This is a genomic window from Sulfitobacter sp. 1A13353, assembly GCF_043557255.1.
Lineage (GTDB): Bacteria > Pseudomonadota > Alphaproteobacteria > Rhodobacterales > Rhodobacteraceae > Sulfitobacter > Sulfitobacter faviae.
This window is the reverse complement of sequence record NZ_JBIFFS010000003.1, coordinates 139,562-151,742: the sequence shown is the minus strand read 5'-3', so window position 1 is coordinate 151,742 and position 12,181 is coordinate 139,562. Positions and strand designations below refer to the sequence as shown.

10 protein-coding genes and 1 pseudogene are annotated in these 12,181 nt (G+C 61.5%); 3 read left to right on the top strand and 8 right to left on the bottom strand.

Going from position 1 to position 12,181, the window contains the following annotated elements:
* Positions 1-6: 6 nt before the first annotated feature.
* Positions 7-714: an SDR family oxidoreductase gene (locus ACGYLO_RS08050; RefSeq protein WP_271689029.1), complete on the bottom strand. Its 708-nt coding sequence runs from the start codon at positions 712-714 to the stop codon at positions 7-9.
* 66 nt (positions 715-780) lie between these two features.
* Entirely contained in the window at positions 781-1,500 is a 720-nt protein-coding gene (locus tag ACGYLO_RS08045) for a LuxR family transcriptional regulator (protein ID WP_271689028.1), read from the bottom strand.
* A 621-nt stretch (positions 1,501-2,121) separates the two neighbouring features.
* Here ACGYLO_RS08045 and ACGYLO_RS08040 point away from each other — a divergent pair.
* The 3 genes and pseudogenes from ACGYLO_RS08040 to arsJ all read left to right on the top strand — a co-directional run bounded on the left by ACGYLO_RS08040 (position 2,122) and on the right by arsJ (position 5,218).
* Positions 2,122-2,964 (top strand): annotated as a pseudogene (locus ACGYLO_RS08040) (helix-turn-helix domain-containing protein).
* Positions 2,961-3,959 (top strand): ArsJ-associated glyceraldehyde-3-phosphate dehydrogenase, encoded by a 999-nt coding sequence (locus ACGYLO_RS08035; protein ID WP_271689027.1) that lies wholly within the window; start codon positions 2,961-2,963, stop codon positions 3,957-3,959. Before ACGYLO_RS08040 ends, ACGYLO_RS08035 begins: the two are co-directional and overlap by 4 nt.
* A complete protein-coding gene (arsJ, locus tag ACGYLO_RS08030) occupies positions 3,956-5,218 on the top strand; it encodes an organoarsenical effux MFS transporter ArsJ (protein WP_271689025.1) in 1,263 nt (420 codons plus the stop codon). Before ACGYLO_RS08035 ends, arsJ begins: the two co-directional genes overlap by 4 nt.
* A 3-nt stretch (positions 5,219-5,221) precedes the next feature.
* On the opposite strand, the gene ACGYLO_RS08025 is transcribed toward arsJ, so the two are convergent.
* The 6 genes from ACGYLO_RS08025 to ACGYLO_RS08000 all read right to left on the bottom strand — a co-directional run bounded on the left by ACGYLO_RS08025 (position 5,222) and on the right by ACGYLO_RS08000 (position 12,099).
* A complete protein-coding gene (locus ACGYLO_RS08025) occupies positions 5,222-6,727 on the bottom strand; it encodes a mannitol dehydrogenase family protein (RefSeq protein WP_394376374.1) in 1,506 nt (501 codons plus the stop codon).
* A 72-nt stretch (positions 6,728-6,799) separates the two neighbouring features.
* On the bottom strand, positions 6,800-7,804 hold the full coding sequence (locus tag ACGYLO_RS08020) for an ABC transporter ATP-binding protein (RefSeq protein ID WP_271689023.1): 1,005 nt from the start codon (positions 7,802-7,804) through the stop codon (positions 6,800-6,802).
* A 15-nt stretch (positions 7,805-7,819) separates the two neighbouring features.
* A complete protein-coding gene (locus tag ACGYLO_RS08015) occupies positions 7,820-8,650 on the bottom strand; it encodes a carbohydrate ABC transporter permease (RefSeq protein WP_136720471.1) in 831 nt (276 codons plus the stop codon).
* Positions 8,651-8,662: 12 nt separating this feature from the next.
* Entirely contained in the window at positions 8,663-9,529 is an 867-nt protein-coding gene (locus ACGYLO_RS08010; protein WP_136720472.1) for a carbohydrate ABC transporter permease, read from the bottom strand.
* A gap of 118 nt (positions 9,530-9,647) precedes the next feature.
* Complete coding sequence (locus ACGYLO_RS08005; RefSeq protein WP_136720473.1) at positions 9,648-10,952, bottom strand: sugar ABC transporter substrate-binding protein; 1,305 nt, start codon at positions 10,950-10,952, stop codon at positions 9,648-9,650.
* 115 nt (positions 10,953-11,067) lie between these two features.
* Positions 11,068-12,099, bottom strand: a complete 1,032-nt coding sequence (locus tag ACGYLO_RS08000) for a LacI family DNA-binding transcriptional regulator (RefSeq protein WP_271689022.1) — start codon at positions 12,097-12,099, stop codon at positions 11,068-11,070.
* Positions 12,100-12,181 lie beyond the last annotated feature (82 nt).

Genomic DNA, 12,181 nt, shown 5'->3' with positions numbered 1-12,181 from the left:
CCGCGCTTAAAGTTCGATACGGATATCGTGAATCCATAGCTTCGGCGGGCGGGACAGGACAAAGACCACCACATCGGCCAGATCATCCGGCTCGGTGAAAATATGGTTCGGCACGTCCTCTCCGGCCTTGGCGAACATGCCGGTGTTGGTGCCAGACTGATACAGCCCGCCAACCCGCACGCCGGTGCTCTCCTCATCCGCCTTCAGCACCTCCGTAAAGCCGCGCACGCCGTACTTCGTGGCCGTATAGACCGACTGCCCCGCCTGCGCCACGACACCGGATTTTGAGACGACATTGAGGATGATCGCCTCGTCATTGTCGCGCAGCGCGGGCAGCGTGGCCTGTGTCATCTGCATCAGGCCGGTCAGATTGGTCTGCACCGTAGCCTGCACCATCTCAGGCGCGATCGTGTCGAGCGGCCCTGCCTTGTGCCAAATCCCTGCGTTGTTGATCAGGATATCCAAGCCACCAAAGCGTTCCACCACGTGCGCGGCGGTCTGGTCGATTGCCGAAGAGTCTTGCAGATCGCAGGTCAGCCCCACCGCCTCTGCCGCGCCAGCGGCTCGGCAGGCTTCGGCCACGGCCTGAAGACGTGTCTCATCCCGGCCCAGAATGGCCAGCCGCGCACCCGCCTCCGCCAATTTCAAACAGATGTGGCGCCCGATCCCGTCGCTGCCGCCGGTGACCAAAATACGTTTGTCGCGCAGTTCCATATCGCTCTCCTATGTTGCAGGCGGCTTACCGCGCGGCGAAGCCGCCGCCAAGCCCTGCCCGCCCGATCAGATCGTGATGATCTGCGCCCGGATCGCCTTGGCCACCGCATGGGTCTTGTTGGTCACGTCCAGCTTGGCACAGGCATTATACAGATGATGGTTCACCGTGCTGGCCGCCACCGTCATGATCTGCGCCGTCTCCCATGCCGTTTTGCCCACCGCGGCCCATTTCAGCACTTCCTTTTCACGGTTGCTCAGCCGTGGCCCCGGCGCGGCGGGGGCGATATCCGCTACCATATCGCTTTGGATCAGACAGCCCAGATAGATCGCATCGGCGATGATCCCGCGCTTGTACTTGCGCCATTCGTGAATGCGCAGGTCAGAGTTCAGCGTCAGCACCGCCTTGCCATGCGCGTGGTCCCGAATGGGGATCGACACACCGTTCTGGCGCACGCCGAACTCCATCGCCTCGCCAAAGAAATTGCGCGTGGTCCGGTCGACCTTGGGCAGCTCGCTCCAATCCACCGGCAGGGTGCCTTCGAGGGATTTGTCGACCGCCGGGTCGATCAGATGGTAGTTTTCCTCTTGGTAGCGTTTCAGCCAAGCGGGATCATAGGTCGAGTGAATGACCGGATCGCTGCCGCTGGCGCCGGTCTTGTGAAATCCCAGATAGGACAGGTTGTTCAGCCCCATATCCTGCGCCAAGACCTGCAACATCTCGGCGGGTTTGATGTCGGGGCGTTGTTCTTTCAATAGGAGGTAGCGGTCGGAAAGCGGTGTCACCATAGGGCGGCGTTCAAAAGCTCATGTGATTAAAAACTGAGCATTCAGTTAGGGCACCTCAACCAGTGAGGGAACATGCCCGCCGTCGAATGATTTCTCGGAATAAGGGAAACCGGCCAAAACGTTGCAATTTTGCCCCGATGACCAAGGGTCAAGCGAAAGAGCCGCCCGACGAAAGGTCGGCACGTCCGCCTGCCCGCGAAGCGGTGCAGAGCATAAAGCGGCCCCCGCCCGAAAACCAATGCGCCCCTTACAAAAACACGGTCGTCCAACACAGCGGACAGGGGCGCAGCTTCCGAAAGCGGGGACCGAAACAGAGCCAAATGGCAGGCCCTGTCAAAAGGTCGCGTCAGCCTGAGCGCGCATCTTATGTCTGACGGCCATTCAGCACAGCCGCAAACTCGGATAGCAAGATTCGCCCCGTCGTTCTTCAAGCATTTGTTATAGTTTGATTAAATTTCCGGCGCATCTTGACTGCGCGCGCCGGGGCGCATCTGTAAAGCTGGTAATATTTATAGGTTTCGATGAATCGCGGTGGATAGGGGCGATACGGGCGCAGGCGATTTGACGCTGTTACAAAAACTTCACTGGCGCAAAGCTCATTAATTCTGCAATTCATGAATTATGGAACAAGTGATCCCCAACCGCCTTGCCACCCTCGGCCATCCGCAGCGCCTCGCGCTGTTTCGGCTGCTCATGCGCCGCTACCCAGACAGGGTTCCCGCGACCGAACTGGCGCAGGCGCTCGGCCTCAAGCCCAACACCCTGTCGACCTATATCGGCGCGCTGATGCAGGCGGGGTTGGTGAGCCAAGAACGGCAGGGCACATCCCTGCGCTATGCGATCGATATCGAGGCGGCGCGGGACACCATCGGCTACCTGCTGAACGACTGCTGCCGTGGCCGGCCCGAAATTTGCCTCCCCCTCACCTCTTCAGATGGAAACGCACCCATGACCGATGACAAGTTCGACGTCCTGTTCATCTGCACCGGCAACTCCGCCCGGTCGATCTTTGCCGAAAGCATCCTGCGCGACCTCGCAGGGGACCGGTTCAACGTCTACTCCGCAGGCACCCGGCCACAGTCTAAGCTGAACCCTTTCGCCGTCGAAGTGCTCAAGCAAAAGGGCCATGACGTGACCCACCTCAGGTCAAAACATATCTCTGAGTTTCAGGCCGCGGATGCGCCGGCCTTCGACTTCGTCTTTACCGTCTGAAATCAGGCCGCCAATGAGGAATGCCCCACATGGCCGGGCCAGCCGATCACCGCCCATTGGGGGCTGCCCGACCCGGTCAAGGTCGAAGGCTCCGACGCAGAAAAGAGCCTCGCTTTCCAGCAGGCCTATGGCACCCTGCGCAACCGGATGCTGGGTTTTACCAGCCTGCCGCTTACCTCGCTCGACCGTATCTCGCTGCAAAAGGCGCTGGATGACGCTGGCCAAACCGACAAAGAAGGATCTCCCGCATGACCACCTACGCGATCAACGGCCTTGGCCGTATTGGCAAGCTCGCCCTGAAACCGCTGCTGGACCAAGGGGCCGAGATTGCATGGATCAACGATGCGGTGGATGACCCGGAAATGCACGCGCATCTGCTGGAATTCGACACGGTGCACGGGCGCTGGCAGGCCGATTTCGCCCATGACGCCGACAGCGTGACGATCAACGGCACCCGCCTGCCCTTCATCGGCACGCGTGACCTCAGCGCGCTGCCGCTTGACGGGGTGGATGTGGTGATCGATTGCACCGGCGTCTTCAAGACCGAGGCGAAACTCGCCCCCTATTTCGAAGCCGGGGTGAAGAAGGTGGTGATCTCGGCCCCCGTAAAAGACGGGGATGCGGCCAATATCGTCTATGGCGTCAATGACGGCGTCTATGATCCCGCCCGGCACCGGATCGTCACGGCGGCAAGCTGCACGACCAACTGCCTCGCCCCGGTGGTGAAGGTCATCCATGAGGCGCTGCGGATCAAACACGGCTCCATCACCACGATCCATGATGTGACCAACACACAAACCATCGTCGACCGCCCCGCCAAGGACCTGCGCCGCGCCCGTTCGGCCCTGAACTCCCTGATCCCGACGACCACGGGCAGCGCCACGGCGATCACCCTGATCTACCCCGAACTCAAAGGCCGGCTGAACGGCCATGCGGTGCGGGTGCCGCTGCTGAACGCCTCGCTGACCGACTGTGTCTTTGAGGTGGAGCGGGAGACGACCGTGGAAGAGGTGAACGCCCTGTTCAAGGCCGCGGCCGAAGGAGAGTTAAAAGACATCCTTGGCTATGAGGAGCGCCCGCTGGTCTCGACCGATTACACCAATGATACGCGGTCCAGCATCGTCGATGCGCCCTCCACCATGGTGGTGAACGGGACGCAGGTGAAAATCTATGCGTGGTACGACAATGAGATGGGCTATGCCCACCGTCTGGTCGATGTGGCGCTGATGGTCGGGGCAAGCCTGTGAGCCAGAGCGCGACCCGCCCCGAGGGGCTTTCGGCCTATATCGCGGTCACGGCGGCCTATTGGGCCTTCATGCTGACTGATGGCGCGTTGCGCATGCTGGTGTTGCTGCATTTCCACCGGCTTGGCTTTTCGCCGGTGCAACTGGCCTATCTCTTTGTGTTGTATGAGATCGCGGGCGTTGTCACCAACCTCTGCGCGGGCTGGATCGCGGCGCGCTTCGGGCTGGCCTCGACGCTCTATGCCGGGCTTGGGTTGCAGATCGTGGCGCTGCTGGCGCTGGCACAGCTTGACCCCACCTGGGCGGTTGGTGCCTCGGTGGTGTTCGTCATGCTAGTGCAGGGTGCAAGCGGGGTGGCCAAGGATTTGGCCAAAATGTCGTCGAAATCCGCCGTGAAGCTGCTGGCCCCGGCTGAAGATGGCGGGTTGTTCCGCTGGGTGGCGCTGCTGACCGGGTCCAAGAACATGGTCAAAGGCTTGGGCTTTCTGCTTGGCGCGGCTTTGCTGGCGACGCTTGGCTTTGTCTGGGCGGTGCTCGGGATGGCCGCGATCCTTGCGCTGATCCTGATTGCCGTGCTGACCGCCATGCCGCCCGGCCTGCCCAAGGGCCGCAAGGGGGCGAAGTTCTCGGAAGTCTTCTCAAAATCCGCCAATGTGAACTGGCTCAGCGCGGCGCGGGTGTTTCTCTTCGGCGCGCGGGATGTGTGGTTCGTGGTGGGCATCCCGATCTATTTCTACGCGGTCCTCTCGGATGGCACGGAGGAAAGCAACCGCGCGGCCTTTTTCATGATCGGCACCTTTATGGCGGTCTGGGTGATCCTCTACGGGCTGGTGCAAATCTACGCCCCACGCCTGCTCCGCGCGAAATCCCGCCCTGCAGAAGACCTGATCTCAGCCGCGAAGGGCTGGGCATGGTCGCTGGCCGCCGTGCCCGCGGCGCTCACGCTGGCGGCGCTGTTCAGCGACGGGCCGCAGGGCTGGCTTACCGTGACGCTTGTGATCGGCCTCTTGGCCTTTGGCGCGGTCTTTGCGATAAACTCATCGCTGCATTCCTACCTCATCCTCTCTTTCACCAAAGCTGAGCGGGTGACGATGGATGTGGGGTTTTACTACATGGCCAATGCCGCCGGGCGGCTCTTGGGCACGCTGATGTCGGGGCTGAGCTATCAGATCGGCGGCCTGCCCCTGATGCTGGGCGCGGCGGCGATCATGGTGGCCCTGTCGGCGCTGCTGGTCGGGTTCTTGAAACCCGACCAGAGTTAGCCCTCAGCCCACCTTGCTGGCGCGACCGTTGCTTTCATCGGCCTGCGTATAGACGTTCATCGCCGCGACTGCGCCTGCGTTCCAGATGAGCGAGAGCCAAGCGACAAAGGCATCGCGGAACGCCTCGGCCTGCGCCAGATCACCGTAGAGGCGCTCTTGCTCAAGCCAGGCTTCGGGCCGTTCCCGCGCGGCCTGCGCCACGGCTTTCAGCGCGTCCCAGATCGGATCGTTGGCCACGATTTCGCTACCATCTTCGCGCGTGCCCGCACACATCCGGGCCCAGAGCGCTTCGACCAAGGCCAGACCGCTGACCGAACGCCCCGCCGCCAGTTGATCCCGCAAAATCGGCAGGACAAAGCCGGTGTGCCGGGCCGAACCGTCAAAGGCCACGCGGCGGGTGGTGTCGACGATGCGCGGGTTCGAGAACCGCTGTTCGATCAGATCGAGATAGGCCAGCGGTGTCATGCCGGGCACCGGGGCGACCGTCTGGGTGATCTCTTCGGCCTGCACGCGGTGGAACATCGCACGGATCGCCGGATGCGCCATGGTGCCGGAAATCGTCTTGATCCCCAGCACCTCACCGACATTGGCCAAGACCTGATGGCCCGCGTTGAGGATGCGGATCTTCATCTTCTCATAGGCGTACACCTCGTCCGAGAAGGTGGCCCCCACCTGATCCCAATCCGGGCGGCCCGCGCAGAAATCGTCTTCGATCACCCATTGGCGGAAGGCTTCATGGGTGACGGGGGCGGCGTCGTTCACGCCGAACTCCCGCGCCTGTGCGATCTCGGCGGGGCCGGTGGCCGGGGCGATGCAATCGACCATGGAGTTGGGGAAACTGGCGTTTGCCTCGATCCAATCGGCCAGCGCCGGGTCGGACATGCGCGCCAGCGACACGACCGCTTGGCGCAGGATATCGCCATTGCCTTGCAGGTTATCACAGCTCAGCCCGGTGAACGGCCCCTGCCCCGCATCACGGCGCAGCCGCAGGGCCGCGACCATGGCCCCAAAGGCGGTGCGCGGAGTGTCAGGGTTCGCCGCGTCATGGACGATATCGGCATGGGTCGCGTCGAACCCCTTGCTCACCGGGTCGATGTAATAGCCGCTCTCGGTAACGGTCAGCCCGACGATGCGAATGGCCGGATCGGCCATGGCGCGGATCAGGGCACCGTTGCCCTCTTCGATTGGCAAGTAGTCGATCATCGAGCCCACAACCTCGGCCGAGGTCTGCGCGGGGTCGAGTTCGATCAGCGTTGTCAGACAATCCTGCGCCAAGAGCTTCTCGCGCATGGCCGCATCATAGGGGCGCACGCCCGCGCCGAGGATCGCCCAGTCATGCGCTTGGCCGTTCTGCATCAAACGATGCAGATACCACGCCTGATGCGCGCGGTGGAAATTGCCCACGCCGATATGCACGATGCCGGGGGTCAGGGCGCTGCGGTCATAGCTGGGGTGGGCGATGTCGAGATCACCCAGCGTCGCGTTCGAGAGGTCTACCAGTTTATCCATGATCCACATCCTTAAAGGGCCGCGCACCGGGGAAAGGGTGCGGGGGTCGGCCTGTCATTCCTGCCGCTTGCATTACTCGACCCGAAGGCCCTGCGCGTCGAACCGGTGCAGCTTGTCCGCCTGTGGGGTCAGGAAAATCCGGTCTCCATGTCGGACCGATAATTCGCCATCCACGCGCACGGTCATCGGGTCGCAGCCCGCTACGCCATGGACGTGCAAGAAGGTGTCGGAGCCCAGATGCTCGGCCACGCCGATGGTACCCTCCCATGCGCCTTCGGTGGTGGAGACGTCGAAATGCTCGGGCCGGATGCCGATGGTCGGCGCGCCGCGCGCTTCGGCTTCGGCGCCCTTGATCAGGTTCATCTTGGGCGAGCCGATGAAGCCCGCGACAAATTCGTTGCGCGGCTTGTAGTAAAGCTCAAGCGGGGAGCCGACCTGTTCGATATGGCCCGCCCGCAGCACGACGATCTTGTCGGCCATGGTCATCGCTTCGACCTGATCGTGGGTGACGTAGATCATCGTCGTGGCCAGCCGCTTGTGCAGCTCGCTGATCTCAAGACGCATACCCACCCGCAGCGCGGCGTCGAGGTTCGACAGCGGCTCGTCGAAAAGGAAAGCCGAAGGTTCGCGCACGATGGCACGGCCAATGGCAACCCGCTGGCGCTGACCGCCCGAGAGTTGGCCCGGACGCCGGTCAAGGTAGTCGGTCAGGTTCAGCGCTTTGGCAGCCGCTTCAATCCGGCGGTTCTGCTCATCCACGGGCAGCCCGGCCATCTTCATCGGAAAGGCGATGTTTTTGCGCACCGACATATGCGGATAAAGCGCGTAGGATTGGAACACCATCGCCAGACCCCGTTTCGCGGGCGGCACATGGGTCGCATCGGTGCCGTCGATCTCGATATGGCCCGAGGTGATGTCCTCCAGGCCCGCGATCAGCCGCAACAGGGTTGATTTACCGCAGCCCGAAGGGCCGACGAAGACCGTGAACTCGCCATCTTCGATGGTCAGATCAAGGGGCGGAATGACTTCCACATCGCCGAAGCTTTTGGAAACCTGATTGAGTTTGATTTGTCCCATGTGACTGTCCCTTGCTTACTTGACCGCGCCGAAAGTCAGGCCGCTGACGAGTTGTTTCTGGCTGAACCAGCCGAGGATGAGGATTGGCGCGATGGCCATGGTGGAGGCCGCGCTGAGCTTGGCGTAGAAGAGGCCCTCGGGGCTGGAATAGCTCGCGATGAAGGCGGTGAGCGGTGCGGCCTTGGCCGCGGTGAGGTTGAGCGTCCAGAAGGCTTCGTTCCATGCGAGGATGAAGTTCAACAGCAGGGTGGAGGCAATGCCCGGCACCGCCATGGGGGTGAGGACGTAAAGCACCTCTTCGCGCAGGCTTGCCCCGTCCATCCGTGCCGCTTCCAAAATCTCACCGGGGATTTCGCGGAAGTAGGTGTAGAGCATCCAGACGATGATCGGCAGGTTGATGAGCATCAGGATGATGACCAAGGCGATCTTGCTGTCGAGCACGCCGAACTGGATGCAGAGCAGATAGATCGGGTAGAGCACGCCCACCGCGGGGAGCATCTTGGTCGAGAGCATCCAGAGCAGGATATCCTTAGTCCGCTTGCCGGGGACGAAGGCCATCGACCATGCGGCAGGCACCGCGATCATGATGCCAAGGATGGTCGAGCCACCCGCGATGACGATGGAGTTCCACAGGAAGCGCCCGTAGTTCGACCGTTCCAGAACCGCCTCGTAATTCGCCAGTGTCCAATCGAAGCCGAGGAAGATCGGCGGATCGGCGATGGCCTGTGCTTCGGTCTTGAAGCTGGTAAGGATGGTCCAAAGGATGGGGAAGAAGATCAGGAAACCAATGCCCCAAGCGAGGGCCGTGTTGACGATCTTGCGTTGCCTTGTGACTGCGCGTGCCATGATGTCTCCTCCTCAGGCGTCCAGGTTCTTGCCGACGATGCGCATCAGGAAGATGGCGACGATATTGGCGAGAATGATTGCATAGACACCGCCCGCCGATCCGAGGCCGATGTTCTGGCTCTCCAGCACGCGCTGGAAGATGAGATAGGTCAGTGTTTTGGTTCCAAAGGCCCCGCCCGTGGTCACGAAAATCTCCGCGAAAATCGACAAGAGAAAGATCGTCTGGATCAGGATCACCACGGTGATCGCGCGGCCCAGATGCGGCAGGGTGATATAGGCGAAACGTTTGGTCACCGGCGCGCCGTCCATCTCGGCGGCGTCCAGCTGCTCGCGGTCAAGCGACTGGATCGCGGTGAGCAGGATCAGCGTCGCGAAGGGCAGCCATTGCCAGGATACGATGATGATGATCGACGACAGCGAGGCTTGGCTCATCCATTGCACCGGGGTGGCGCCAAAGAACTCCCACAGATGCGCGAAGAGACCATAGTTCGGGTCCATGAACATGTTCTTCCACACCAGCGCCGACACGGTGGGCATGACGAAGAAGGGCGCGATGACAAGGATGCGGACAAAGCCCTGCCCCCACATCGGCTGGTTCAACAGAAGGGCAAGTAGGATGCCAAGGCAGACCGTGATCGCCAGCACACCGCCGACGATGATCAGCGTGGTCATCACCGAGGGCCAGAAAGAGCTGGAGGTGACGAAGCGCACATAGTTGTCGAAGCCGACCCAACCCAGATCACCGCCGCGCATCGGCAGGTATTTCTTGAAAGAGAAGTAGAGCGTCATGGTCAGCGGGATGAGCATCCATCCAAGCAGCAAGACCACCGCCGGGGCCATCATCAGGCGTGCCGCTGATCGGGAATGTTGGGTAGCCATCGGGCACATCTCCTCTGCCGGCGGCGGATGCCGCTGTTAGGTGAAGGGTATCATATCGGGTGGTGGGGCGGAAAAGGGCGGCGGTGTTCGCCGCCCTTTGAGCCGTGGAAGCGGCGGCTTAACGGTAGCCAGCAGCTTCCATTGCGTCGTTGGTCAGGTCCTGTGCCTTCTCAAGTGCCTCTTCGACGGTCTGCTGACCGGCATAGGCGGCAGAGAACTCTTGGCTCACGTCGGTCGCGATGCCTGCAAACTCGGGGATCGCGGCGAATTGCACACCGACGTAAGGAGTCGGATCGACGGTGGAGTTCTCAGGATCGGCCGAGAGGATCGAGTCGAGCGTCATCTGCGCGAAGGGCACTTTCTGGTACTCGGGGTTCTCGTAAAGCGACTTGCGCGCGCCGGGAGGAACGTTTGCCCAGCCTTCGTTCTCGGCAACCATCTCGATATAGTCTTTCGAGGTGGCCCATTCGATGAACTCTTTCGCGGCATCTTCTTTCTGAGTGCCCGCCGGGATTGCCAGCGCCCATGCCCAGAGCCAGTTGGAGCGTTTGCCAAGGCCCGTGTCCGGTGCCAGCGCAAAGCCAACCTTGTCGGCCACCGTGGAATCCTCGGGGTTGGTCACGAAGGAGGCCGCCACGGTGGCGTCGATCCACATGCCGCATTTGCCTTGCTGGAACAGCGAGAGGTTCTCGTTGAAGCCGTTGGAGGCATAGCCCGCCGGGCCGCTTTCATCCATCAGGTCTTTGTAGAAGTTGATCGTGTTGGCCCATGCCTCGGTGTCGAACTGGGCATTCCAGTCTTCATCGAACCAGCGCGCGCCAAAGGAGTTGGACATCGCCGTGATCAGCGCACCGCCCTCGCCCCAACCGGCCTTGCCGCGCAGGCAGATGCCGTTGATGTCGTTTTCACGATCGGTCATCGCGGCGGCGGCTTCGCGGATGAATTCCCATGTCGGGTCTTTCGGCATTTCCATGCCGGCTTTTTCCATCAGATCAGTGCGGTACATGATCATGGAGCTTTCGCCGTAGAACGGTGCCGCATAAAGCGTGCCGTCGTGGCTCAGGCCACCGGCCATGGCGGGCAGGATATCGTCTGCGTCGTATTCTTCGCTGAGGTCATCCAGCGGCACCAGCCAGCCGTTCGCGCCCCAGATCGGCGTCTCATACATGCCGATGGTCATGATGTCGAAAGAGCCACCCTTGGTCGAGATGTCGGTGGTGACGCGCTGGCGCAGGACGTTCTCTTCCAAGGTGACCCACTCCACTTCGTGGCCGGTCTCTTCGGTGAATTTGTCGGTGTAGCCTTGCATGCGGATCATGTCGCCGTTGTTGACGGTGGCGATGGTGATCGTCTCGGCAACCGCGCCGCCCGCCATGATCAGGCCCAAGGCCGTCGCGGCGTAAAGTGATTTATCGCAGAACATCGATAGTTCCTCCCTCTATAGATGATGCACCGAGACTAACGACCCACGCAACGCGCAGTCAAATTAAATTTTACGCGCGATAACTATTTTCTGAGCAACTTGCGAACTCAATGGCTTAGGCAGAGGCACGCATCACCAGCTTGCCGTCAAATAGCGTCTCTTCGCGCTCGGCCAGCCGGGTTTCGCTTTCGATGATGCGAAACAGGGTACTGGCGGCACGATTCGCGATGGCCCCGTAATCCTGCGCGATGGTGGTCAGCGGTGGGCAGGTGTAGCGCGAGAACGGGTGGTCATCCTGCCCCGCGATCCGCATGGCGCAATCCTTGCCGTGGCCTACCCGCAGACCCAGCTCATAAGCCGCCGATAGCATCCCGATGGCCAGACGGTCGTTTGAGCACAGCACTGTATCCGTCTCAAACGCCCCTGCCGAAATCAGCTTCCCGCCCTCGGTCGCCCCGATCTCTTCAAAGTTCCACCCCTCACCCGGCACCTGATGGATATGCGGCGCAAAGCCGTGCCGCTCCATCGCTTCCAGATAGGCTTGGCGGCGCTTGTTGGCGTTGGGGTTGCTGGGGGTCTTCATCTCGAAAAAACAGGGCGGCTCACCGCTGCGACAAAGGTATTCGACGATCAAATCAACGCTTTGGAAGTTGTCCGTGCCGACGAAAGCCTCGCAAACCCCTTCGACATTGGCGTCAAAGGCCACCACTGGCACGTCCTTGCAAAAGCGCGCGATCTCGTCGCGGTCCGAGGCTTTGCCGAAGGGCGCCAGCAGCACGCCCGCCGGTTTCAGCGCCCGAAGCGAGTCGAGATTGGCCCGCTCCTGCGCCGGATTGCCGTGAGAGCTGAGCAAGATCGGGCTATAGCCCTCGGCCAGACAGGCCAGTTCCACCTCGCGGCCAATCTCGGAAAAGAACGGGTCGGCAAGGTTGGGCACGACCACGCCGATGTTGCGGGTTTTGCGGCGGTTCTGGTTCACCGCATAGACGTTCGGGCGATAGTCATACTGGCTCAGCGCCGCTTCGATCCGCTCCCGGGTCGAGCGCCGCACGCTGTCGGCATCGTTAAAGTATTTCGACAGAGTGGGCCGCGAAATGCCGCTCACGGCGGCAAACTCCTCCATATTGCGGATCTTCTGCTGGCCCATCTTAACCCTCCCTTGACGAAACGCTGCGCGCGTAAACTAAAGTCAATATAGAGATGAGTTCGGCCGGCCAGCAAGGGTCTGG

Bases quoted from the DNA above. Each gene is read 5' to 3' on its own strand.
- ACGYLO_RS08020 (WP_271689023.1), bottom strand. From the start codon at position 7,804: ATGGGACAAATCAAACTCAATCAGGTTTCCAAAAGCTTCGGCGATGTG.
- ACGYLO_RS08010 (WP_136720472.1), bottom strand. From the start codon at position 9,529: ATGGCTACCCAACATTCCCGATCAGCGGCACGCCTGATGATGGCCCCG.
- ACGYLO_RS08000 (WP_271689022.1), bottom strand. From the start codon at position 12,099: ATGGGCCAGCAGAAGATCCGCAATATGGAGGAGTTTGCCGCCGTGAGC.
- ACGYLO_RS08025 (WP_394376374.1), bottom strand. From the start codon at position 6,727: ATGGATAAACTGGTAGACCTCTCGAACGCGACGCTGGGTGATCTCGAC.
- ACGYLO_RS08005 (WP_136720473.1), bottom strand. From the start codon at position 10,952: ATGTTCTGCGATAAATCACTTTACGCCGCGACGGCCTTGGGCCTGATC.
- ACGYLO_RS08035 (WP_271689027.1), top strand. From the start codon at position 2,961: ATGACCACCTACGCGATCAACGGCCTTGGCCGTATTGGCAAGCTCGCC.
- ACGYLO_RS08015 (WP_136720471.1), bottom strand. From the start codon at position 8,650: ATGGCACGCGCAGTCACAAGGCAACGCAAGATCGTCAACACGGCCCTC.
- ACGYLO_RS08045 (WP_271689028.1), bottom strand. From the start codon at position 1,500: ATGGTGACACCGCTTTCCGACCGCTACCTCCTATTGAAAGAACAACGC.
- ACGYLO_RS08050 (WP_271689029.1), bottom strand. From the start codon at position 714: ATGGAACTGCGCGACAAACGTATTTTGGTCACCGGCGGCAGCGACGGG.